This window comes from Bradyrhizobium sp. CB82 (assembly GCF_029714405.1).
Taxonomy (GTDB): Bacteria; Pseudomonadota; Alphaproteobacteria; order Rhizobiales; family Xanthobacteraceae; genus Bradyrhizobium.
Genome location: NZ_CP121650.1, coordinates 7,879,752 through 7,903,607 on the forward strand (window position 1 = coordinate 7,879,752; position 23,856 = coordinate 7,903,607).

Below are 23,856 nucleotides of genomic sequence, written 5' to 3' on the forward strand. Positions count from 1 at the left end.
TTCAGGCTGGAATGAACTGAATTCGAGCGGTGAGTTGGACGAGGAGTTGGCGCAACAAGAGCGCCAGCCACCGGATGATGCGGCGGAAGTTGTAGCCGGCGGCGGCGAGGACGGCATTGATGGCATCGCCCTGGCGGTGCCACAGGTAGTTGCGGCCCATCCGGTGTTCGGATTTGAGATGGCCGATGACCGGATCGACGGCCGAGCGGCGGCGTAGCTCGCGTTTGATCCTGGGGTCACGCGCCGCTTCTGGCCAGAGATGAAGATTCGGCGGGGATTTTGTGCGTCGTGGCCGCGGTATCCTTTGTCGACATAGGCCCGCTCGATCGCGCAGCCGGTGAGTGTCGTGTGGTCGATGACGTCCCGCAAGGTGTGACCGTCGTACGGGTTATCGGGTAGCGCCCTGGCGTGCAGCACGAACAGGTCACCGGGAGCACGGCGGTTGTTGGTGACGATGGAGGCTTTGACACCGATCTATGGACCACGCCCGCGTTGCAAGAGGGATCGACAAAGGGAAGTAGCGGTCTGCGCCAATCTATCCGGCTTCGATTTGAGGCTCTCGCCTCGAGCCATTATGGATATCCGCCCACTTCTGTCCTCAGCTTCCAGCCGCGCTGGCGCTGCTGCTGCGAGCGGATCTGCGAGGCCCGGCTGAGCGGGAGGGCGAAGGCGTTCTCGAGCACGGCCTGACCTTCGATCGGATATCGCGGATGATCCTGCCCAGCCGGCTGCGCAGGATGCGCAACTGCCCCTGATGCCGCTTGAATTGCTTGGCATGGGCGTAGCGCCCCGCCATCATCGCCGCGGCCTTGGTAATGCGAAGATAGGACTGCCGCAACTTGACCCGATGCTTCCTCGCCAGGCGACTGAGCCCCTTGATCCGCGTGCAGCAGCTTGGCATCCGCGGGAAGGTGATGGCCTTCGGCTGCACGGTGGTATCGACCCTGACCCGCTTGAGGTTCTGGCTGCGTAACGCGCCGGCCTCGTGCGCCACCCGCAAGCTCTCGGCCAGCAACAGCTCCAGCTTGTCGCCGAGCCGCTTGCGGCTCAGGTCCGAGCGCTCGTGCGGGAGCGCGTGCTGAAAGAACTCTTCGCCGGTGAAGTACTGGAAATACGGGTCGTGCACCCAGCGCTCGCACACCCCCTCATCGGACAGGCCGTAAATGTGCTTGAGCAGCAGCAGCCGATCATGAAGCGGGTCGCGATGCCCGGCCGACCATTCTCGCTATAGAGCGACGCGATCTCGCCGTCGATCCAGTCCCAATCGACCTTGCCGGCGAGTTGAACCAGCTCATGCTTCATATTGAAGATCTGGTCCAGCCTGGCCCGGAACAGATCGCCCGATCCCGTCATCCTGTGCTTCTTCGGTCGCATCGCCACCTCCGATGCGACGACGGAATCATGATTGGCGATTCGACGGAATCTTGAAAAGGAAACTGCAAGGTTCCGACGACTGAAGCATCAAAACCCTGCAATCGCAAAACAGTCCACCAACGACAAATGCCATTCCAACTCAATCGCTTAGCCGCTCTTCACGGACGACTGTTTAGCGAAGGCCTCTCCCGGCCCGGCGCTCCGCTTGAATTTGCACAACACGCGGATGGGCCTGGAACATAGGAGGACTAGCTCCCGGATCGCGGGCTCCCCGCGCCAAGATGCGTCCGAGCCGACCGAAATGCAAAGATCACCCTTTCTATTTCTTCCGCACTATGAGCCGCACTTACTTGCATCCGAATGCGCGCCGCACCCTGTGGCACCACAGGGTACGAGAAGGGAACGACTAGAATGCCAAGTGCCAAAAAGTAATCAGAAATCTGGACGGCGATTGCCGCGTCACCTGTAATCAAGGGCACAATGGGGTGATCGCTGCCCGAAACTTGAAATCCCAGATTGCTCAGCCCTCGGCGCAGCTGAAAGGTTCGAGCAGTGAGTTTTTCTCTAAGGTCCTCGGCATCTTCCGCCAAGTCGATGGCAGCCAACGACGCCTCGCAGAGCGCCGGCATCAGCGAATTCGAAAAGAGGTATGGTCGAGCGCGCTGTCGCAACCATGCAATGATCTCAGCTCGCCCCGAAACGTAGCCGCCCGATGCGCCGCCAAGCGCCTTACCGAGTGTGCCTGTAAGAATATCCACTCGATCTTCCAGCCCATGCCGGGCTGGCGTTCCACGCCCGCCTGGACCAATAAAGCCCACCGCGTGAGAGTCATCAACCATGACCAGGGCGCCGTAACGCTTCGCAAGATCGCAAATTCCAGGCAGATTCGCGCCGATGCCATCCATCGAAAACACTCCATCGGTGACAACAAGCACGGTTCGACAATGACGCGCCTCGCGTAGAGCGCTCTCAAGCTCTCCCATGTCATTATTAGCGTAGCGGAGTCGTTTTGCTTTGCAGAGCCGAACGCCGTCTATGATGCTCGCATGATTCAAACTATCGCTGATCACCGCATCGTGTTCATCCAACAAAGCCTCAAAGAGACCGGTGTTTGCATCGAAGCACGACCCAAATAGGATCGTGTCTTCCCTCCGAAGATATTCGGAAAGTCTCCTTTCAAGCGCCCGATGAACGGAGTGCGTCCCACAAATGAAGCGAACCGACGACATTCCAAACCCATGCCGTTCAAGTCCTGCATGCGCGGCTCGCACCAGGGCTTGGTGATTGGCCAAGCCGAGATAATTGTTGGCACACATATTCAAGACCTCGCGCTCGCCCATTGCGCGCAGGTTGATTTGTGCTGACTGGGGCGAGACGATCTCCTGTTCAATTTTCAGGAGTTTGCGTGACGACAGCTCATCGAGATTGTCGCGAAGCCGCTGGTCAAATTGCTGTTGCATGGGTGGTCTCAAGACGGATAAAGAACAGCCGTTGACCACACTGGATCCTCGTGCTTTTGCCAGTACAGTTCCATGAGTCGGCGGGTTATGGCCCCGACCCGCCCTTGAGCGATCGCGGTATGGTCGATACGGGTCACAGGCATAATGCCGCCGGCAGTCGACGTAATGAACACCTCGTCAGCCTCCTTAAGTTCCGTACGAGTAATGTCGGCAGCGGTGGCCGAGAGTCCAAGCTCGGCGCAAAGATCGAAGACGGTCCGGCGTGTGATACCAGACAAGACGCCGAAAGCAGGGGTCCTTAAACATCCGTCCTTAACAAGGAATACGTTGAAGCCGGGCCCTTCGGCAATGTGCCCGTTTGTATTTAGTATGAGGGCTGTTTCCGCTCCCATATCGTAGGCATCGAAAAGGCCGCTCACGAGATCCAGCCAATGGTAATTTTTGATCGCGGGATCAACCGATTTTGGCGGGATGCGGACGGTCTCGCTGATTGCGATATGCAAGCCTCGCTCTAGTTGCTCTTTGTTGGCAACAGACCCAAAAGGGACGGCAAACGCTAGAAAGCGGTTCTCCGCTTGGCGAGGATCACGACTGAACGTCGGCGATGACCCGCGTGTGCAGATCATCTCCACGTACGCCGATCTATGACCGGATAGCGCGACGCAATCCTTAAGAATCGACGATATCTTGTCGCGACCATAAGGCAGCTTCATTCGAAGACGTTCGACACCTGTCAAAAAACGATCCAGATGCGAGTCTAGCCGGAAGAACCTACCATTCCATACGTGCACCGTGTCGTAGGTCGCATCGGAGTGTAGGAAACCCCAATCAAGTACGGAAATCTTGGCCTCGGACATCGGCAGGTATTGCCCATCCACGAAAGCAACCCCGTGGGGATAGAGCCGTCGATCAAGGTGGCGCTCATCGATGGTTGGAAATGCAGGCAGACGTTGTGTCATCGGCGCAGTCAATGGCAGCAGGATGGCTTGGGATGAGCAACGAATTCTTGCTTCTGGGAGACAAGGATTCCGGACATGGTCACTCCATTAAGACATCGAGGACGGCACGGCGGCCGATTGCATCGAAATGTTAACAGCCCAAAGAGCCGCATTACCCCGATCTAAGGCTCGCAAGGCCGAAATTCTGCATCTGAAAGGAATAGGCGAGGCTTTCATCCGATACGCAACGCGTCGTCGTCGATCTGAGCTTCGAACAGTCGGCGACATGGCTAACAAGGCCGAGAATCACCGTCGGGGGTTAACTTCCAGCGTGATCCGGTCAGCATTCGCATATCCGTCCTCGGAACTAGCTAAGCTAGCGGGGACCCTGACCGTCCCGCTCGTCCAAACATCGTAGGTATGCGTGCCATTGAGATTTGCAGGCCGATGGTGATCTGCGCTGCAATGCCAAAAACTTGAAAGTTGCGCCGACCTTTTCGAGTTCCGTTGGATGTCTCAGCGGCTTTCGCTTCGTTGATGCCGCCTCGCAACGAATCAGCGCGCGCCGCGAATACACTTTCGGGCCGGGGTGACGCGCTTCAGAATCGTCTTGTTTAGCGCTCGATCGGCGTGCTTGACTGCGAGCTATGCAGGAAAGTGGGTGATGACGGGTTGAGGTAGGCGGCGTATCGAGGCGGGTGTCGAGCCTGCCAGAACCTCTCAAGGAGAGCGATACGCCATGAACGAGACTATCAACATCCTGCCCTTCCGTCAGCCGTCTGCGGTTGACGATCCACTGACAGAAATTCTGCGGAACGGAGCCCGTGAGCTGCTCGCCCGGGCCGTCGAGATCGAGCTGCAGGCATTTCTGGCGACGACGGCGGAGCTGAAGCTGCCGGACGGCCGTGCCAGGGTGGTGCGGCACGGCTTTGGCCCTGCGCGTAAGATTGCCACGGGGATCGGCGCGATCGAGATCGCCCGGCCCAAGGTCAGAGACCGTGGTGCGACCGGAGCTGATCGGATCCGCTTCACCTCGGCGATCCTGCCGCTGTGGGCGCGGCGGACAAAGAGCCTGGATGCCCTGCTGCCGATCCTCTATCTGCGCGGCATCTCGACCGGCGATCTCCAGGAAGCGCTCTCGGCGCTGCTCGGCAAGGATGCGCCGAATCTGTCGCCATCGGTGATCTCAGGCCTGAAGGCGCAATGGCAGGGCGAGTACGAGCGCTGGCAGAAGCGCGATCTGTCGGCGCGGCGCTATGTCTACGTCTGGGCCGACGGCGTCTTCCTGCAGGCCCGGATGGAGGACCACAGCGAATGTATGCTGGTTTTGATCGGCGCGACGCCCGAGGCAAGAAGGAGCTGGTCGGCTTCCAGGTCGGCGTGCGCGAGAGCGCCCAGAGCTGGCGCGAGCTTCTAATCGACATCCGCCGGCGCGGACTGCAGGTCGCGCCTGAACTGGCGGTCGGCGATGGCGCACTCGGCTTCTGGAAGGCGATAGACGAAGTCTTTCCCGGCACCCGGCGGCAGCGCTGCTGGCAGCACAAGACCGTCAGCGTGCTCAACAAGGTTCCGAGCTCCGTGCAGAGTGGCATGAAGAGAGCCCTGCAGGATATCTCGATGGCGCCGTGCCGGGCCACCGCGGAGCTTGCACTCGAAACCTTCGCCGAGAAATACGGTGCCAAATACGCGCGCGCCGTTGACTGCCTGGTCAAGGATCGCGAGGATCTGCTGGCATTCTATGACTTTCCTGCCGAGCACTGGGTCCACTTGCGAACCACGAATCCGATCGAGGGCGTGTTCGCCACGGTGCGACACAGGACAGTTCGGACCAAGGGATCGTTGTCGCCACAGACGGCCAGGCTGATGGTGTTCAAGCTGATCGATGCAGCCTCGAAAACCTGGCGTCGATTGAAGGGCACAAATCAGTTGCCGAAGCTCATCGCCGGTGTCAGATTCGCCGACGGCATCGAGGTCATTCCGACCCAGCACAGCCACGCCGCCTGATCGGCTCCGTCACCCAGATTTAGGCATAGCTCCTTGACTGCTTGGCTCAAGCGAAGATGAACAACGTCGATTCGTTCGCCTGGCTATCCTAACGCTTTCATGGAACCACGCCGCCTGACGGCATGAGTTGCCTCTTACGATTGTCGCGCTATAGCCGTTCGTCCTCCAGCCTGTGCAGCGTCAGATGCGGCGTCTGGCTGATCCGATGTGCTTCGAGCACGGGCTTGCGATGCCCGCCCATCTTGCCGGGTGCCACTGAGCCGGTCGCCCGATAACGGTGCGACCCCTTCACCACCGAGGACACTGCAACGCCAAACCGCGCCGCCCCGCCCCGCAGCTCTCGCCACCAATCACGGCCGCAACCACACGCTCACGCAGATCATTGGAAAGAGGTCGGCTCATCATATACTAGCCGCATCCCGGCCAGCATCTTGAATCACCAGCCGAATCCCTTTCGATTCAGCCCAGACGTGAATTGCTCTAGATCCAGACAACCAGACTACCGCACTGTCGTCTGCAGAAGTGCTGCAGTCCACTTTATTCACCGGTGCTAGAGTTCCCCCGAAAAGAGCTTTTCCTGCTGATCTGGTGGGCGCCACCTTCCATCGATCCGCTCAAGACGATCTCACGCGGAGATCAAGTTGGTAATCATACCTTCTCTACGACAGCTTAACGCTCTCGCCTCGGTTGGTTCGCGACGAATTCTAGCCTGTTGTAAAACACGCATAGGCGTGTGCCATGCTGACAGCAAAATGGGATTAACTGCTGCAGGTTCATGCTGCCGGTGCACTGGCTTTTGTACCGACAAATTTGCATGCACGAGGTCTACTTCAATCTGACGTTATATTGCTTACTCGTCACTGGCGATTGTTAGTGTATCCGTCGCGCTTATAGTCAACGGGCAGCATTTCGTTCGCGGCGCAGTCGGGGACGTCTTCCTTCCGGTGCACCGATCCCAACGGACGCTCGAGCATCCTTCGGACGCGCACGGGCTCAGGGCCGGTGTGGAAAGCGACGGCTTGCCGATCTAGCGCACGTTCCGATTGCGTCGAGCGGTTGCGTTGGCGTAGGTAATCGAGCCAGGTTGGGCAGTGATAACGCTCGGTCCATAGTTCTGGATCGGCAATGTCGCGGGCAATTGACCAGCCATAGGCACCGTTGCGCTGACGGTAAAGCTGCACGTCCTGCATTAAATTGTGGAAGCTGCGCGCATTCTCCGGTGCGACACGATATTCCACCTCGACCACCAGTGGGCCGCTGCGATGGGTGAGCGGGAGCCGCACCTCGGGATCGGCCAGCGCCGCGGGGTCCTGGCCGGGCACACTGATATGCGGCATCCGTAACCAGAGCCCAAGCAGCGGAGAGAGCAGCATCAGCGCGGCAGAGACGAGAAGCGCGATCTCGACGCCCACGGCATCGGTGAGGTGACCCCAGCCCCAACTGCCGATAGCTATCCCACCGGACAACGCAGCCTGATAGGCCGCAAGCGACCGGCCCGCAACCCAGCGGGGCGTCGAGAGCTGTATGCCGATGTTAAACAGCGTCCATGCTATTGTCCACACGCCGCCCGCCAGGACCAACGCGGCGGCTGTCAAGAAAGGCTTGTGGCTTAAGGCGACGGCCGCGATCGCACCTCCCAGCGAGAGGGTGCAGGCGCGCACAGCGGCCTCGCCACTCATACGTCTACGTACCGCGCTGATATTGAGCGCCCCGATCACGGCGCCCAAGCCAAACGCGCCTAACATGATTCCGTAGATTTGAGCGCCGCCGTGCAACAAGTCTCGGGCGACCAGCGGCATTAGTGCCCAAATTGAGCCGGCGATGACGCCCGTTGCCAGGGTGCGTGCCAGTACGATTTTGATCGACGGGGAATTGATGATGTAGCGCACGCCAGAGACGATGGCGCGGCTCAGCTGTTCACGCGGCAGCCGCGACGGCTCGGCCACGCGTTTCCAGAGGAATAGCGCTAGCATCAGCGGGAGATAGAGCAGCGCGTTGAGCGCAAAGGCTGCGACTGTTCCCACCGTCGCAACCACAATGCCGCCGACCGCAGGCCCGAAGCTGCGCGCAATGTTGTAGCTGATGCCGTTGAGTGCAACCGCCGCCGGCAGCGTCTCCGTCGGAACCTGCTCGTTTACAGAGGATTGCCAAGCTGGGCCCATCAACGCCATGCCGCCGCCTATGGCGAAGCAAAGCATCAGCAACAGATTCGGCGTGGTGAGAGCCAACCAATCAAATGCAGTCATCGCGGTCGCTCCGCAAAACGCGATCGAGAGCGCAATGAGAGCCACGATGCGGCGGTCGTACATGTCGGCAATCGCGCCAGCCGGCATCGAGATCAGCATCACCGGCAGCATCAAGGCCGTCTGGACCAGCGCGACCTTGTCGGCCGATGACGTCATCTCCGTCATGGCCCAGGCCGCACCAACGCCCTGGATTAGAATGCCGAGATTAGACAACAGGCTCGCTAGCCAGACGCGCCGGAAGGTGGGATAGCGCAGCGGAGCGGTGATGCCCTCGACGCTGAACGCGTGGGGCTTTGGCGGATCGGTCATCTCAGCTAGTCCTTACCGTGATGCCTTCATTCTGGACCAGATCAGCGGTGGTTAGGGAAAGTTGGCGACCAGCAAGTGGGGAACCACGTACTTCGCGCACTTTGCATTCGAAAGCCTCATGACGTGCTTGACCTCCTGAAACGTTCTTTCCAATTGGTGTTTGCTAACTAACTCGGGAGAATCGGTTACTCGTTCTCCGAAAGTAAGCGTCAAGCCCGCTTCTCGCCGCCTCGCGACCTACTAGCACGATCGTTCGAGCAGGTTGCGATGACGTCCCCGCATCGGCAGGGGTCTCCAGAGTTTGGTGAAGCGCGTCTCGATTTCGAAATTGCTGCCGCTCTAGCGGATGAAGATGGCATTGAGATCGCCTGAGGCAACGGTACTATATCAGATGAGCCCTTGGTGACGCTCTAAGCGGGTGCCTTCCACGGTCTCGCCAAAATGATTGGGTTTCACAGCCCATTGAGTGCAATGTTTTTTATCTTAGTCTCCGAGTGGGATTTTCTCGACTCAAATGTCGCAGCAACGTAGTCTAGATGAACGCCAATGTGGTTTTCTCCGTTCGTTGCGAATTGGCGATGAAAAAGCGCGTAAGCGCATAGATGCACGAGATAAGAGAGCCCAATTAATCTTCCGACGGGATTTCAATTGGAATGCTGAAACCAGCTTTTACCCGGTCCATCACGACCATCGTCTTGAAGCCCTTGATGTCCGGGTTCTCGCGAAAAAATCGCCGGGCGAACTCTTCATAGTCGTCCATTGTACGCGCGGTAATGTATAAGACAAAATCAGCGTCGCCTGTGACGTAAAACGCGTTGGCGACTTCAACTGATGATTTGATAGCCTTCTTGAACCGATCGACTAGGTCTGAACGCTCGCGCTCCATGGTCACTAGCACGAGCATTTGAATGGGTCTCCCTACCGCCTTTGCCGAGATGATGGAGATATCGGCCTCTATGATGCCTTCCGATCGGAGCCTCTTCAGGCGCCGTTGACACGCGGTAGCAGAAAGCCCGGCCCTTTCGCCGATCGCCTCGGAAGTCAGGCGGTTATTCTTTTGCACGATCTCGAGAATGTGGGCATCGATACGATCATATCGCATAATTGGCTCCAGATTTGAGGTGATCTTCTTCGAAAAATGCCTCTTCTCTGCAGAAGTCATTCGCAAAAAAGGCAAGATGCACCGAAAATCCTCCCTACAAGGGCCCAGTATCCTGAATATGCTGGCAATTTCAATGAGTAAGCGCGCGGGACTCTAAAATTGCCTTTCGAAGCTAACCGACCCAGCTAGCGCTAATGCATGGGCAAGGGCTTTGCTGGAGTGAGACCTCTCAGTCCCGAGCAGGACCGAGGCAATCAGAGCGTTCGACCCGGAAACGTTTCATCGCAGAGGCGGGAGTGCAGGCCAAGAACGCGATGTTACCGACCGATGCATGGCTGCTGAACTAGGCCCCAAACATCTCGGTGCAACTGGCGAAGCGACGTGGCTTAAGCTTTCGCTATCCTATGCTACGGTGGGCAACTTCGCGCTGACCCAGCATCTGCGCTACACCTGGCCTGCCACTGAGCCTTCATCAGCAGCGGTTAGAGTCTCTGGGTTTGTACGCCAAACCGGCACGGGTGGACCAACGGACGATCGGCGGAGCTGGTCGGGGTTGCGCAGCCGATCGTCCGTAGCGGTGAGGTGGGCGGCATAGGCCGCAGGGGTCAGGTATTTCAGCAACGAGTGAGGCCGCCGGATATTGTTGTAGTCGGCGACCCAAGCCGCGATCTTGGTGCGGGCATCATCCAGATCGAAGAACAGGATCTCGTTGAGCAGTTCATCGCGCATCCCGCCGTTGAAACTCTCGATGAACCCGTTCTGCATCGGCTTTCCCGGCGCGATAAAGTGCCACTCGATGACTGTGTCCTGGCTCCAGGCGAGCATGGCGTTGCAGGTGAACTCGGTGCCATGGCCGGACACGATCATTCCTGGCTTGCCGCGTCGCTCGACGATTGCCGTCAGTTCGCGGGCCACGCGCCGTCCCGAGATCGACGTCTCCGGAATGGCGCCCAGGCATTCCTTGGTGACGTCGTCGACGATGTTGTGGATCCGGAAGCGCCGGCCCTTGGCGAACTGGTCATGGACGAAGTCCAACGACGCGTTGGGCCTCGCCTCGATCAGGTTCGGGGCACGGGTCCCCACAGCTTTGCGGCGAGCCCGCCGCTTGCGGACGGTGAGCCCTTCCTCGCGCTAAAGCCGGTAGATCCGGTTGATCCCTGACGGCTCGCCCTCCCGCCGCAGCAGGACGAACAGTCTGCGGTAGCCGAAACGCCGCCGCTCGTTGGCGAGATCGCGCAACCAGCCGCGCAGAGCCGCGTCCGCAGGGCGGCTGGAGCGATAACTGATCATCTTCCGATCCGCGCCCACCGGCCTCATGCTCCTTCAATATCGCGATAATCTGCTCTCCCGTGAACCTTGCTCGTTTCATGTCCGTCCTTCTTCGGGTCGGACTCTAACTCCTTCTGGAGGAAATACTCAGTGGCAGGTCACACCGTCTGCAGCAGCATTGCGATGGTCGCCCAGGTTCGTCCGCCGCCGTCGCTGCCAGCGAAGAGGCTATTCTTTCTCGTAATTGTTTGTGGCCTGATGGCGCGTTCGACGATGTTGGAGTCGAGCTCGATGCGACCATCGGTCAGGAAGCGTTCGAAGATGGCACGGCGCGAGACGGCATAGCGGGTCGCCTCGACCAGTTTCGATCTACCGGAGATCCGCCGCCAGAGATCGAAGAGATCTGCGACGACCGCAGCGGAGGCTTGCTGGCGCGGCAGGGCGTGCATCGGGGCTTTGAGCGACGCACAGCCTTCTCGACCTGCCAGAGCTTTGCCATCCGCTCGACCGTCGTCGTTGCCACTCTCAAGCTCCCTGCAACATGCAGCTCGTAGAACTTACGCCTGCTGTGTGACCAGCAGCCAGTCTATGTGATGCCATCATTGCCGCGATCGGGTCGCGCCACTTGTTATAGGCGGCATAGCCACCCACTTGCAGAATGCCGCGATAACCATTGAGATGCCGGACCGCACATTCGCCGGAGCGGCTGTCTTCGAAGCGATAAGCCACCATGGGGGGACCTGCGGCCAAAGGTTCGGTCATCTCTGGCATAGGCCCATCAACAGGCCGTCTTCGTCGATCCGGAGCCCAGAGCGAGCGTCGGCAAGGTGGTTTCGTCGGCAAAGACCCGTTCGGCCTTCCTGACCTCGCTGAAGATGTAGTCGGCCACGCCTGCTCGAAGCCGAGCTTGCCCATCCATTGCGCCATCAGCTCGCGATCGAGTTCGACCTTGTGCGGGCGTAGATGGCCTCGGTAGAGCGGTTGTCCATTGGCATATTTGGAGACGGCGATCTGGGCCAAAAGCACTTCCGTCGGAATGCCTCCTTCAATGATATGGGCCGGAGCCGTCGCCTGGATTACGCCATCCGCGTTCGGCATACTTGGGACGGCGCGTGACGATCACTCCGAACTTGGCCGGCACCACGTCCAGACGCTCCGACACGTCCTCGCCGATCAGCACCTTCTGCTTGCCGGCATGTTCTCTTCCGGCTCAATGACGGTTTCGATGATGGGGCGCAAAGCCCTTGCGCCGACGCGGTGCACGCTTGCCATCCGCTTGCTCAAGGCCCTTGCCGACCTGGGCCTTGAGCAGCATGCCCGGTCTCGATCTCCTCGAAGACAAAGGTCTGCTGTTCATCGTCGCCGTTCGCAGAGCCGAGCTTTTCCGATCGTCGGCCGAACCGGGCGCGGTCGAAGACCTTCAGGATCTGCGTCAGCCGCTCGATGCGCGCATCGGCATCGCGTTGCGGGCCCTGAGATCGGCGACTTCGCTCTCCAGAGCATCGGCGCGGGCCGCCTTCTCGGCCATGGCAAGCACCATGGCTTTTAACATCTCTACGTCATTCGGGAGGGTGAGGTCGGGCGGCGTCATTGGCCCGACCGAGCACATTTCGCCCCGGTTCTCTTGCCCTTTCAGCTCGCTGATTTACTTCGCCGCAGTGCTTTTACCCAACATTCTCCGGCGGCTTGACCGCCACGGTCCGGCCCCGCTTCCAATCCATCCCGTGCACCAGTGCCATCAACTGCGCGGATTCATCTGCACCCGATGATGCCCGATCCGCGGCCAGCAGAACTTCGCCTTTTCAAGACGTTTTAAATAGAGGCCTGCCGGAGCCCACCATACGGCTCTTTTGGTCCGGAAGACATAAAGCGCACCATCGAACGGATCTGAGCCGCCATCGCGCACAACCGCAACAAGACCCTCGATAGCGGAAGTCGACTGGATGGCTGGCGAGGAAGACCTTCACACCAGAGGGGATCATGCCGAACGGACCGCTGCAAGTGCGCCTCGTCAACATCCACGCCGGCGCGCACGACGACCTCGCCAATGGCACGATCACTGGACCTGCCACAGACGCCACCATACCCTCGGAACTCGAATGTCGCGAGCAATAATGCCGCTCGACCCGAGCATCAGTATCCATTCGGCGTAGCTTTCAATTACTCACATTTCCAGCAGTTGCGATTTCGGCGCCGAGTTCGATATCTGTGAGTCTCGAGAGGCCGCGCCAGATGACAACATTTCCAGGCGGCGGATCGCCCGCCCTGGCCAGGTAGCCACCCAATCGTGAAACTTTGGTAAGATAGAACGCAAGGGTTCCAGGGCGACATCGTCGATGGCTCGCGCCGCTGATGAGTCGATCGAGCAATGCGATCTTGGTGTACGTCAATGCGAGCTTCGGTGACGCGTCTGAGGCGATGCGATTGCGCATGGTGAGCCAGAGGACGCGCAAACTGAGAATGCAGAAGACCGCCATTAGATTGGGCAAGTCGCTCCACGGTCCGGAGTTTTGAATCTTCCGCCTTGCAGCCCGATTTCAGGATCTTGTGGAACAACTCGATTTTCCACCGCATGGCGTACCAGTTAATCTTCTCGATTGCTTCGGAGCGACTGCGGACGACTAGGTCTGTGATGAGTTTCCACTCAATCGGTTTACGGCCCTTGGGCGTACCGCGCTCGGTCGCATGGATTATCGGCAGGTCGAGGGCTGGATAACGTTTCTGCTTGCCGATGGGAGGCAAGACCGCGATCCGCTTGAACTTGATTTCCAGCGCGACCTTCGTCGTCTCATCCTTGTCGTTGCGCACTCGATGTAATGCAAGCCTTTGACGCTGGTCTCTTCCATCTCGGTTGCAATCGTATGACCGCCATCGCCTGCCAGCCGATCGACGCAGGCGCGGACAAGGAAGTGAGCGCCAAGCTCCTGCGTCAGGCAATACAATTCGTAGATGTCGCTTTCGCGGTCACCAATATGAATGCAACGCTCCGGCTGTCCGAGCCGCTCGATTGATTGCCTGAGATTGTCGAGCTAGCGAACGCTTTCCTTCTTCTCAATCGGAACGCGGGTCGGCTTAATCTTCTTCTTGAGCTGCGCCGTGCCTTTGAACTTTTTCCGTGTCCAGAACTTCACCGCCGCCAATCCCAGCGGCAGGCCCTCGACAGTCACGGCGAGACTGGAATGCATCGAGCATTCCGCAGACCGTGTGATGGCGCCAACGGCCGTCCTTGTCCCGGCCGCTGTTGACGCTCGCGGCATCATCGTGGCCGTCCATCCGTCAGCGCCGCCACCACTGCGGTCAGCGTCGCCGCGTCAACCGCGCCCGTGATCCGCATCCGAGTCCCGGCCGCGAACTCAATCTTGATCGCGCCGCAGGTCCCAGAAGGCGCCGTCGATGGTTGCCGATCCGGCGCAATGGAGACTGCCGCAAAATGGACCTCGTCATCCTGCCACTGTATCGGCTCAGGCCCGCAAGCGAGGACGCCTGTGCGCGCCTGCCGCCGCCAGGCCGTGACCAGATTGCGGTGAACGTCATGTCGTCGAGCAACCTCGACAACACTGGCTCCAGGCGCCAAACTCTCCTCCACGATCCGAAGCTTCTCGGCAGTGGTCCACCGCCGTCGCCGCTCTGGACCGGATAGAACCGTAACCGTCGTCACGTTTGCTCATTTGTAAGCGTGGCGTTGAGGCCCTTGAGAATTCGCGTACGCAGTCGTGAGAGCACCGCTAGAAGAGTCATCTTCTGCAAGGGTGCTCACAATGGACGACCATTCGGACGACATAAGACGACCGTTGTCACCACGTATCGAGGTGTACGCAGGCGCAGGTCGAAAGCGCTGGCCAGACAATTTGAAGGCACAGATTGCCGCGGAGAGCCTCGAGCCGGGGGCGATTGTCACAGATGTCGCTCGTCGCCATGGCTGCCGGCCCCAGCAGGTGCACGACTGGCGGCGCCGGACGCGTTTGGGCCAGTTGGTGCTGCCGGCTTCGGCGGACACGCTGTCGTTCGTGCCGGTGGTGTCGGAATCGGCGCTACCGGCGGCCGCAGAGCCCACCCGGTCGCCGGAAGCAGCCGTTGTGACGGTTGAGCTCCAGGGGGCACGAGTGGAGGTACGGGGGACGCCTGGCCTTGCTGATGTGTTCTTGGCGCTTCGACGGACACGTTCATGCTGACGCCGCCCGCGAGCCTCATGATTTACGTGGCGACGCAACCCGTGGACTTCAGAAAAGGTGCGGAGGGCTTGGCGCTGTTGGCGAAGGAGACGCTGGGCCATGACCCGATGAAAGGCGTGGCGGTGGTGTTCCGTGCGAAGCGCGCCGATCGGGTGAAGATTATCGTGTGGGATGGCAGCGGCCTTGTGATGTATTGGAAGCGGCTCGATGGCAGCGGCTTCAAATGGCCTCCCATCGTGGCCGGCGTGATGCGGATGAATGCTGCGCAGCTGTCCGCGCTTTTAGCCGGCATGGATTGGACACGCATGCACGCGCCTCGAATCCCGCGGCCGAAAGCACTTGCGTAGAAAATAAAATCTTCGCTGCATCGAGGCGCGAAGCATGGCAGACTCGGGTCAATGAGTGATTTGCCCGATGAGCTGCCGAGCGATCCAGCCGAGCTGCGTGCGTTTGCCACGGCTCTGCTGGATCGCTGCGCCAGGCTCGAGCGGTTGCTCAAGCTTGCGAAGGATGCGCAGTTCGGTCGATCGTCGGAAAAGCTTGACGCTGATCAGCTACAGCTTGTTCTGGAGGATATAGATCAGGCGGTCGCGGCTCTCGAAGCAGCCGAGGAGCGCGCCAGTCCCAAAACACGTGAGAAGAGAACTGCCGAGCGCAGGGCCAATCGTGGCAAGTTGCCGGAGCATTTGCCACGCGTCGTCGAAACCCTGATGCCCGCTGAAACCTGCTGCCCGTGCTGCGAAGGCGTCCTTTTTGAAATTGGGAGCGATGAGAGCCAGAGGCTGGACGTCGTACCGGCGCAGTATCGCGTCATCGTCACCCGTCGCCCCAAGCTGGCCTGCCGTGCCTGTCACGGCGTCGTCCTCCAGCATGCCGCTCCCGAGCGATTGATCAGGGGAGGATTGCCCACCGAGCGACTGGTCGCGCATGTGATCGACGCCAAGTATCATTGGCATTTGCCGCTTTACCGCCAGGCGCAGATGTTGGCGACGTACGGAATAGCGCTGGACCGTTCCACGCTCGCCTTCTGGGTCGGCTATGCTGCCCAGGAATTGAAGCCTTTGTGGCATCGCCTGCGGCAGCTTCTGCTGGCCTCCTCGAAGCTCTGTGTCGATGAGACCCCGGCACCGGTGCTGGATCCGGGGCGCGGCAGGACGAAAACCGGCTACTTCTGGGCGCTGTCGCGGGATGACCGGCCCTGGGCCGGACCTGACCCACCTGGAGTGGTGTACGCCTATGCACCGGGCCGTGGGGCCGTTCATGGTTTGCGGTTGCTCGAGGGCTATCGCGGCATCATCCACTGCGACGGCTATCAGGCTTACAAGACCATGACCCGAGAGACGCGTACGGACGCCCTGTCCTGGACGCTCGCCTTCTGCTGGTCGCATCTGCGGCGCCAGTTTGTGAAGATCGAGCGCGAGGCTGCTCCGGCGCCAGCTCCGGTTGCCCGCGAGGCTCTCGAGCGCATCGCCCAGCTTTACGCGGTCGAGAAAACACTCCGCGGCCGATCGGATGCCGAGCGCCGCGCGGGTCGACAAGCGCATGCCCGGCCTCTGGTTGCAGCCTTGAAGCAATGGTTTGAGGCAAAGCTTGATCACCTTGCGCAGAAGAGCAACACGGCGAAGGCTTTGCGTTATGCGCTGCGTCATTGGGACGGCCTGACGCTCTACCTTGATGACGGGCGCATCGAGATGGACACGAATGCGGTGGAGCGTGCGATGCGGCCGATCAAGCTCAACGCCAAGAACTCCCTTTTTGCCGGTTGCGACGAGGGCGCCGAGAGTTGGGCAGTCCTAGCTTCGTTAATCGAAACTTGTAAGCTCAATAGCGTCAGTGCGGAGCACTGGCTCGCTGATGTTCTTGCGAAGCTCGTCAATGGCTGGCCTGCGGCGCGACTGGACGAACTGCTCCCTTGGGCGTCGATCTACACGATGCATGCACACGATCCGAGGCTGGCGGCATGAGCCTCAACACGACCGCGGTCCGGATCAAGGTGACCCTCAAGGACGTGAAACCGGAGGTGATGCGATGCCTTGTCGTGCCGCTCACGCTGCGCCTTGATCGGCTGCATCTGACGCTTCAGGCGGCGTTTGGCTGGACGAATAGCCATCTCTTCGAGTTCCTAGCTGGCGAAGGACGTTGGGGTATCCCTGATCCCGATGGAGATTTTGACCCTCAGCCCATCGATGCCCGCAAGACGCGGCTCTCCAATATCGTTCAGGAGACCGGCGCGAAGACGATCCATTATCTCTACGACTTTGGCGACAGCTGGGATCACGTGATCAAGCTCGAAAAGTGGTTCGACAACACGACAACGGAGGGACTTCCCCTCTTGCTCGAGGCCACCGGCCGTTGTCCTCCGGAAGATGTCGGCGGTGCGTCAGGCTATGCCGAATACCTCGACGCCATCAGCGACCCCACCCATCCGGAGCACGAACAAATGCGCCTCTGGGGTCCGGAGCAGTTCGATCCCAACGTCGTCGACCGGAGGGCGCTCGAAGCCGCCGTCAACGCATTGTCGGAAATATGGAAGCCGCGCCGGCGCTCCACGCGCTCAAAATAGACGTCAAGCGCCAATCAAATGGGCCTCAGAGCTACGCTTACGCTCATTTGCTTGCAAGTTAATGAGCAAATCATGTCACTATCGAGCACGATCCGGGAAGGCGGTCCCCATCGGGGGCTTACGCACCTTTGGCTGCTTGTCTCGGCTCACGCGCGGCGGATATCGATAGCTCCAGGCCGCCTCCACAAGAATACGTCGCGCCCGCCCATTACCGGCTTTGGAATCCAAAGCGCCTGGTCTTGATCGATGAGACCTGGATCATGCAGCATGGCCCCGCGGTGCGGGTGGGGGACCGAAGGGTGAGCGGGTGCGTGGCTTTGCCCCGTACGGCTACTGACGAACGCTGACCTTCCTCAGCGCTCTGCGCTGCGACAGCCTCATCGCCCCTTGCATCTTCGACGGGCCGATCAATGGTAACTGCTTCCGCGCCTCGAACAGCAGCTCGTTCCAGTTGTCAAGCCCGGCGATATCGTCATCATGGACAATCTCGGCAGCGACAAGTCATTTGTACCGCCTCAGCCGCGGTGCCGGCGCAAGGCTCTGGTACCTGCCGCCTTACACGCGCAACCTCAATCCGATCGAACAGGCCTCGCCAAATCAAGCACTGGGTGCGCATCGCGCAGAAACGCACCCTCCAAGACACTTGGCGATACCTCGGTACCTCGTCACGACCATCCAGCCTCGCGAATGCAGCAACTACTTCCCCAACGCCAGATATGCTTCCGTCAAAATGTGAAACGCTCTAGGTTCCTACAATCAACCTTCTTCACTCAGGCCAAGCAGATGCGGACTCAGCCGTGTTAGGCTTGAGCCTGTCTCGAGCGTAGTCATTGCGATCGGGCTTGCAGGACCGATTGAATGGCCCTCGCTATCGCATCGACGTCGTCATCGGTGATGTGATAGTGGACGACGGCCCGAACGACCCCTTCGCGAAGCGTGCCCATTCGCACACCTCGTCGAGACAACGCAGACAGAAAATCCGCAGTCGTCAGACCGGCGTCTTCTACTCGGAAGAACACCATGTTCGTCTCGACGATTGATGACTCGAGGCAGATGCCAGGAATGGCGCCAATCTTTTGCGCCAGTAGTTGTGCGCGCCGATGGTCTTCAGCTAGCCGCTCCACCATGGTTTGAAGCGCCACGATACCCGCACTAGCCATGATTCCCGCTTGCCGTAAGCCGCCGCCCACGAGCTTTCGATAGCGCCTTAGTCGGTCGATGAAGGGCCGCGTTCCGCACACCACGGAGCCAAAGGGAGCTGCGAGCCCTTTGGATAGACTGAATACAATCGAATCGACATCCTCTGCTATTTCCGCCGGAGTTCTCCCGGACGCAATGGCCGCGTTGAAAATGCGCGCGCCATCAAGATGAAGGGCTAGTTTGTGCTCGTCAGCAAACGCGCGCACTTGCTTAATATAAGACCCAGGCAGCACGCGGCCGCCGAGTTGACAATGCGGATTTTCCAACACGATAGCACCAGGTGGGGCGCATTGGTAATCATTCTTGTCGCGGATCGCGGAATGCAGGTTATCCAGCGATATGCGCCCGTCAGTTTCGGTTGCAACTGGGTGCAGCACGAGTCCGCCTACTACCGAAACGCTACCAGCTTCAAAATCGTAGAGATCGGAACGATCGCCGACAATCACCTCATAGCCGCGAGGACAATGCGCGAGCAACGCGGTGAGATTTCCCTGGCATCCGCTCGAGACAAAGGCTGCATCCTCCTTGCTAAACATCTGCGCTGCCAATGATTCGAGCCGATTTACAGTCGGATCTTCACCGTAACCACAGTCGCCAACCTCCGCGTCGAACATCGCGCGTCGCATTTCCGGAGTCGGACGAGTAACGGTATCGCTAAGCAGGTCAATCATTCTCTTCTCCGAGACGCCGCGCTGGCGGTCACCATTTATTACTGCACATCCTAGGCGTTGACACCTGATGTTGAGCGTGCCGCGCAGGAACCCTATGGTAGGAAAAGTTAGGCGGCGCACAATAGCTGGCTCTCAAACTTTCTTTCGACATATATTGGCAAAGAAAGATGCATTCCGGCGCCATGCAGGCATTTTCCGGCGGAGTCGAGCCCAGAAGGTCACATTGGCTTCAACAAGTTTGCTTCCGGTTGGACTGATGGGCCGCAGGAGACGTCGCGGCCACAGTGTGCCTGGAGGGAAACAGGATCGGAGAGTTATCTTCAGTACCGGTTCCATGCAACTAACCTTCAGCCCGCGCCTTGATAGTTAGCTGCAGCGCACCGTTGTATCCGACGGCACTTTAGAGATGTCTACGTGCTACGCCTCTGTCGATCAGCATGCAGCTATCTTCCTGAAGTATTTGGCGCGGCCAAGGAAAAGGATTAGCCGGCCGACGCCAGAACCGGACGGTGAGAACGCGTGTTCGTTGGGCCAGACTCTTCAGGTAAGATCTCCTACCAAACACAACAGCTAACCCGCATCTGCTTGCGGGTCCCCTACAATGGAAATATCAGCGACTGAGCGCGGCAGCGACGCGAAGTTTCTTGTGCGACAGCAATGGTACGCAGAGCTCTTCCGCAAGCAACCGGGCAACTCTCTTGTAGGGAGCCTTAAGTTTATCGTGATATACGATCCCCTGAACCCCTCCGACAATTGAATGCACGCAACTCCTCAGATCGACCAAGCGGCTCTCGCGATCATAACCGTCTGCTACTAACCAATGGTTTGGCAGAACATGGCTTGCCGCTATTGGGAGTCCTTCTCGAGACTGCAACGTCGCCCTCGTAAAGCTTGGCTCGAAGTGAACGCCGCCCATGCAGAGGACGGAAAGCACGGGCTCTTCGAAACGATCGAACGTGTGCAATAGAGCTCTCGCCAGCACTCGAGTGGCAAGCGGATTCGTCCAGTCCGCCGGCGAGCTCCCGATTTCAATATCGATTGCAGAAGGCTTCAAGTCCGCCAAACGAGTACCAGGCTCGCCAAGCTTCACGCCTGACCAATGCGTCGCCTCCAAGTAAGTTTGAAATCTATCAAGACCAGAGGCGACGCGCTCGCTTTCGATAGCAAGAAGGAGTCCGCGGGTGATCCGGGGGTCAATTGGGCTAAACGTGCCAGTCGTTAGATCACCGGTCGTCTGCACTGTGAAGATTGCGTCTGGTGCACTGGCCCCCTCATGCCAATTGACGATACCGATCACGTTTGCATCACCGAATCGGTCATTTATGATTGGCGCGTAGCGCGCATAATCGTTAGTCACGACCTCGTCGGTCGTCACAATCGAGATTGTCGTGTCACGCAACCCAGGGATCTGAAGCACCGGATGCTCGTCAATCTCTCCTCCCGCTGGAACAAGGGTGTACTCGGTCTTGAGGGCATTTAGAACATGACCGGCCACGGGATCTTTTTCGCGATCTGTACAGAAGACAAAGACTGCATGTCTCATCGCAAACTCCTCACTCTGCCAAGTGATTTCGTAGGTTTCTAAAAGTTTGATGGGCAACAAAATTGGTTGGCGCTTCGGCTGAGGTATTTTGCTTCGAGAAGAAGGTTGACCGTACTGCGCTGGCTGCGCTAGTTCTTGAGTACGATGCTATCGCTCGCGGCCCAACCGACCGAGACCGGAGTGCCGGCGGTCAGACAATCGGAGACCCGCGAGGAGGCGATCTTGATACGCAGTAGCAAGCCTCCCTGACAGCGAACCGCGATGCGCGTCATGCTTCCGACGAACGACGTCTGTGCAATTACGCCCGTGCAGAAGTTGTGTTGAGACGGCACAACCTGTTGCTCGGCGCCCTCAATCACGCGAATCTTTTCGGGGCGCACTAGCACCTTGACTGGTGCCCCGGTGGCATGTCCTTCCGTACTGCGCACGGCAAGCGTGAGGCCATCCGTCGTCGTCAAGGTATCCCTAGCTGTCAGTCTACCCTCGATCAGATTTGATTCGCCCACAAAATCCGCAACGAACGCGTTGACGGGCTCAAAGTACAACTCTTGGGGCGTGCCGACTTGCGCGATGTGACCGCCATTCATCAGGCACACGCGATCAGACAGGTCCAGCGCTTCTTCCTGGTCGTGAGTGACGTACACAAGTGTCGTGCCAAGATCCTTGTGAAGCCTCTTGATCTCGGCCTGCAGTTGTTCGCGCAGCTTCTTGTCCAACGCACCCAGCGGCTCATCCATCAGAATGACCGAGGGCGAATACACAATGCACCGCGCAATTCCCACCCGCTGCTGCTGCCCGCCTGACAACTCTCTCGGCTTGCGTTCTTCGTAACCGACCAGGCCAACGCGCTCGAGAGCGTTACGCACGCGTTTCCCGATTTCCTCTTTTCCGATCCGCCGGATGCGCAGCGCAAAAGCGACGTTGTCGAAGACATTCAGATGCGGCAGAAGTGCATAGTTCTGGAACACCATCCCGAGGCCACGTTCGCGCGGAGGCACCATCGAGACATCTTGACCGTTCAGAAGAATTCGCCCGTTCGTTGGCGCTACGGCGCCTGCGATGATGTTGAGAATGGTGCTCTTGCCAGAGCCGCTAGGCCCGAGCAGACTCAAAAATTCTCCCTCGCGAACCACAAGGTCTGTCTCGTGAAGCGCGACAGCTTGTCCGTACAACTTGCTAACGTTCTCAAGCACGATCATGTCGCGATGCGCATCAGCAACTGCCTGCGCCTCACTGCCTCGCGATTGTGATCCCGCTGGATGTCGAACTTCCATGTTCATCACTCTGAGAGGCGCTTTCATGAGCATAATTTGCTTAACCTCAATGGGAGCTGCGTTCCGACCGTTGGAGCATGACTGATACGCAACACAGGACGATGGATAGGACGGTGAGAAGCGCTGAAACAGCGGCTATCACCGGCGAGATTTCCCATGCGATGCTGCTGTACATTTTTACTGGCAGCGTGGTCGTACTCGGACCGGTCAGGAACCAGGCAATCACTACCTCGTCGAATGAGAGGATGAACGCGAAGAGGGCGCTCGCTGTGATCGACGGGCGCAGCTGTGGCAACACGACCTTCGAGAATACTGCCAAAGGTTTGCTCCCCATGATGCTGGCCGCGAACTCAAGTGCTGGGTCCAGCTTCTTCACGCCAGCCATGATTGTGACCATAACGAAGGGTGTCACGTAAGCAATGTGGCTGACGACCAGCCCAGCAGTACTGCCCACGATGTGCAAGCGCGAGAAGTAAATGTAGAGGCCGAGCGCGATGACGATGATGGGCACCACCATCGGGCTCATCAGCAGAAGCAACACCAGACGCTTGCCGGGGAAGGCGAACCGTACGACACCATAACCTGCTGGCACGCCGATGAGCGTGGCACCGAGAGTGGCCATGCCAGCGACCTTGGCGCTTTGCAGGATTGCCTCAACCCAGCTCTGCGATGAAAAGAGCTGCTGGTACAGCTCGATCGTCCACACTCGCGGCGGGAACGTAAGCTCACCACTACCGCCGAATGAAATTGGGATGACTATCAACGTCGGTGTAAGAATGAAAGCATAGATCACCAATGCGATCGCGCCGCGCAGCCGAGCGTATCTGAGCGAAAGCCTATCGATGACGACTTCATTCCGGTTGGCTGGGGTGGGCATGCGCATCGAGAGAATCATGAAACGGCCGACGCTGGAGTTCCAGCCTTCGTATCCCGCTTCTGGAACAAGTCCGCACCCAAGGCGCAGAGTGTGACAATTCCAAGCAAGATGACCCCGATTGCCGATGCCATGTTCCAGTCCAAGGTCTCACGCGTATAGAAGTCCACGAGGTTCGACATCATCGCATCCTTGCGGCCGCCAAGCAGCGCCGGAATAACGAAGAAGCCCAGAGACATCACGGTGGTGCTGAAGGCCGCGGCGATCACTCCGGGCGCGCTGAGAGGCAGCGTGATCTGGAAAAAGATCCGCGGCGGCTTCGCGCCCGCGATTTCCGCGGCGAGATAGAGTGAACGATCAATCGCAAGCAAGCTCGCCAGCACTGGAAACACGATGAATGGGATTAGGTAATTTGTCATGCCAACGATCACCCCGAAGCGGTTGAAGAGCAGCGGCAATTCGATCCGCTGAAAGAACATGACTGAGAGCAACTGGTTGATGAGACCTTCGCGGCCGAAAAGAACAGTGAACGCATAGCTCTTGACGAGGATGCTTGTCCAAAACGGCACCAGGACCAGCACGCTGCAAACCGCGCGCGCGCGCGACGTCTGGCGCGCCAGATGCATCGCGATCGGGTACCCCAGTAGCAGGCTTGCTGCAGCCGCGCTGATGCTGATCTCAAACGTGTTCCACAACGTTCGCAGAAATAACGAACTCCCCAATAGCCGCTGATACGCTGAAAGAGACGGCCCATTAGCCGTCCAAATACTGGTATAGACAACGTAGGTGAGCGGGACCAACAGTACGAAACTCAAGAGTATGGTCGCGGGCCCGACGTACAGTAGTCCCTCGTTACG

General features: G+C 58.9%; 18 protein-coding genes and 6 pseudogenes. 8 read left to right on the forward strand and 16 right to left on the reverse strand.

The window, feature by feature from the left end:
* Position 1 precedes the first annotated feature (1 nt).
* The 3 genes and pseudogenes from QA640_RS37905 to QA640_RS37915 form a co-directional block, all read right to left on the reverse strand.
* Positions 2 to 1,374: pseudogene (locus QA640_RS37905) on the reverse strand (transposase).
* 248 nt (positions 1,375 to 1,622) lie between these two features.
* Positions 1,623 to 2,834: a glycine C-acetyltransferase gene (locus QA640_RS37910; RefSeq protein WP_283037798.1), complete on the reverse strand. Its 1,212-nt coding sequence runs from the start codon at positions 2,832 to 2,834 to the stop codon at positions 1,623 to 1,625.
* Between the two features lie 8 nt (positions 2,835 to 2,842).
* Positions 2,843 to 3,793 carry an aminotransferase class IV gene (locus tag QA640_RS37915; RefSeq protein ID WP_283037799.1) on the reverse strand — a complete coding sequence of 317 codons (951 nt, stop codon included), beginning with the start codon at positions 3,791 to 3,793 and terminating at the stop codon, positions 2,843 to 2,845.
* Between the two features lie 718 nt (positions 3,794 to 4,511).
* Between QA640_RS37915 and QA640_RS37920 the strand changes: the two are divergent.
* Positions 4,512 to 5,776 (forward strand): annotated as a pseudogene (locus QA640_RS37920) (IS256 family transposase).
* 157 nt (positions 5,777 to 5,933) lie between these two features.
* Here the strand turns inward: QA640_RS37920 and QA640_RS37925 are convergent.
* The 5 genes and pseudogenes from QA640_RS37925 to QA640_RS37945 all read right to left on the reverse strand — a co-directional run.
* Positions 5,934 to 6,178: pseudogene (locus QA640_RS37925) on the reverse strand (IS630 family transposase); the annotation flags it as partial.
* A 455-nt stretch (positions 6,179 to 6,633) separates the two neighbouring features.
* Positions 6,634 to 8,331: an MFS transporter gene (locus QA640_RS37930; protein ID WP_283037800.1), complete on the reverse strand. Its 1,698-nt coding sequence runs from the start codon at positions 8,329 to 8,331 to the stop codon at positions 6,634 to 6,636.
* A gap of 625 nt (positions 8,332 to 8,956) precedes the next feature.
* The gene (locus tag QA640_RS37935) at positions 8,957 to 9,433 is read right to left on the reverse strand and encodes an Lrp/AsnC family transcriptional regulator (protein WP_283037801.1); all 477 of its coding nucleotides are present in this window, start codon (positions 9,431 to 9,433) and stop codon (positions 8,957 to 8,959) included.
* A gap of 444 nt (positions 9,434 to 9,877) precedes the next feature.
* Positions 9,878 to 10,756 (reverse strand): annotated as a pseudogene (locus tag QA640_RS37940) (IS3 family transposase); the annotation flags it as partial.
* Positions 10,757 to 10,866: 110 nt separating this feature from the next.
* Positions 10,867 to 12,293, reverse strand: a pseudogene (locus tag QA640_RS37945) (IS66 family transposase); the annotation flags it as partial.
* 389 nt (positions 12,294 to 12,682) lie between these two features.
* Here QA640_RS37945 and QA640_RS37950 point away from each other — a divergent pair.
* Positions 12,683 to 12,817 carry a hypothetical protein gene (locus QA640_RS37950; protein ID WP_283037802.1) on the forward strand — a complete coding sequence of 45 codons (135 nt, stop codon included), beginning with the start codon at positions 12,683 to 12,685 and terminating at the stop codon, positions 12,815 to 12,817.
* A gap of 45 nt (positions 12,818 to 12,862) precedes the next feature.
* Here QA640_RS37950 and QA640_RS37955 read toward each other — a convergent pair whose 3' ends face one another.
* Complete coding sequence (locus QA640_RS37955; protein ID WP_283037803.1) at positions 12,863 to 13,510, reverse strand: hypothetical protein; 648 nt, start codon at positions 13,508 to 13,510, stop codon at positions 12,863 to 12,865.
* Positions 13,511 to 13,563: 53 nt separating this feature from the next.
* Between QA640_RS37955 and QA640_RS37960 the strand changes: the two genes are divergently transcribed.
* Entirely contained in the window at positions 13,564 to 13,713 is a 150-nt protein-coding gene (locus QA640_RS37960) for a hypothetical protein (protein ID WP_283037804.1), read from the forward strand.
* A gap of 18 nt (positions 13,714 to 13,731) precedes the next feature.
* Here the strand turns inward: QA640_RS37960 and QA640_RS37965 are convergent, their stop codons facing one another.
* Together QA640_RS37965 and QA640_RS37970 are read right to left on the reverse strand one after the other, a co-directional pair.
* Positions 13,732 to 13,887 carry a hypothetical protein gene (locus QA640_RS37965; protein ID WP_283037805.1) on the reverse strand — a complete coding sequence of 52 codons (156 nt, stop codon included), beginning with the start codon at positions 13,885 to 13,887 and terminating at the stop codon, positions 13,732 to 13,734.
* A gap of 71 nt (positions 13,888 to 13,958) precedes the next feature.
* Positions 13,959 to 14,360, reverse strand: coding sequence for a transposase (locus QA640_RS37970; RefSeq protein ID WP_349253666.1), 402 nt, complete (start codon positions 14,358 to 14,360; stop codon positions 13,959 to 13,961).
* A 100-nt stretch (positions 14,361 to 14,460) separates the two neighbouring features.
* Here QA640_RS37970 and QA640_RS37975 point away from each other — a divergent pair, with 100 nt between their 5' ends.
* The 5 genes and pseudogenes from QA640_RS37975 to QA640_RS37995 form a co-directional block, all read left to right on the forward strand.
* Positions 14,461 to 14,874 (forward strand): transposase, encoded by a 414-nt coding sequence (locus QA640_RS37975; protein ID WP_283037806.1) that lies wholly within the window; start codon positions 14,461 to 14,463, stop codon positions 14,872 to 14,874.
* Positions 14,868 to 15,221 carry an IS66 family insertion sequence element accessory protein TnpB gene (gene tnpB / locus QA640_RS37980; RefSeq protein WP_283037807.1) on the forward strand — a complete coding sequence of 118 codons (354 nt, stop codon included), beginning with the start codon at positions 14,868 to 14,870 and terminating at the stop codon, positions 15,219 to 15,221. The genes QA640_RS37975 and tnpB overlap by 7 nt, the downstream gene beginning before the upstream one ends.
* 51 nt (positions 15,222 to 15,272) lie before the next feature.
* The gene (locus QA640_RS37985) at positions 15,273 to 16,838 is read left to right on the forward strand and encodes an IS66 family transposase (protein ID WP_283037808.1); all 1,566 of its coding nucleotides are present in this window, start codon (positions 15,273 to 15,275) and stop codon (positions 16,836 to 16,838) included.
* The gene (locus QA640_RS37990) at positions 16,835 to 17,437 is read left to right on the forward strand and encodes a plasmid pRiA4b ORF-3 family protein (protein ID WP_283037809.1); all 603 of its coding nucleotides are present in this window, start codon (positions 16,835 to 16,837) and stop codon (positions 17,435 to 17,437) included. The genes QA640_RS37985 and QA640_RS37990 overlap by 4 nt, the downstream gene beginning before the upstream one ends.
* Before the next feature lie 221 nt (positions 17,438 to 17,658).
* Positions 17,659 to 18,173 (forward strand): annotated as a pseudogene (locus tag QA640_RS37995) (transposase); the annotation flags it as partial.
* A 91-nt stretch (positions 18,174 to 18,264) separates the two neighbouring features.
* Here QA640_RS37995 and QA640_RS38000 read toward each other — a convergent pair.
* From QA640_RS38000 to QA640_RS38020, 5 genes are all read right to left on the reverse strand, one after another.
* On the reverse strand, positions 18,265 to 19,308 hold the full coding sequence (locus tag QA640_RS38000) for a GntG family PLP-dependent aldolase (protein ID WP_283037810.1): 1,044 nt from the start codon (positions 19,306 to 19,308) through the stop codon (positions 18,265 to 18,267).
* 610 nt (positions 19,309 to 19,918) lie between these two features.
* Positions 19,919 to 20,851, reverse strand: a complete 933-nt coding sequence (locus QA640_RS38005) for a D-aminoacyl-tRNA deacylase (RefSeq protein ID WP_283037811.1) — start codon at positions 20,849 to 20,851, stop codon at positions 19,919 to 19,921.
* Positions 20,852 to 20,979: 128 nt separating this feature from the next.
* Entirely contained in the window at positions 20,980 to 22,152 is a 1,173-nt protein-coding gene (locus tag QA640_RS38010) for an ABC transporter ATP-binding protein (protein WP_283037812.1), read from the reverse strand.
* A gap of 19 nt (positions 22,153 to 22,171) precedes the next feature.
* Positions 22,172 to 23,008 carry an ABC transporter permease gene (locus tag QA640_RS38015; protein WP_283037813.1) on the reverse strand — a complete coding sequence of 279 codons (837 nt, stop codon included), beginning with the start codon at positions 23,006 to 23,008 and terminating at the stop codon, positions 22,172 to 22,174.
* Between the two features lie 8 nt (positions 23,009 to 23,016).
* Positions 23,017 to 23,799, reverse strand: a complete 783-nt coding sequence (locus QA640_RS38020) for an ABC transporter permease (protein ID WP_283037814.1) — start codon at positions 23,797 to 23,799, stop codon at positions 23,017 to 23,019.
* Between the last annotated feature and the right edge of the window lie 57 nt (positions 23,800 to 23,856).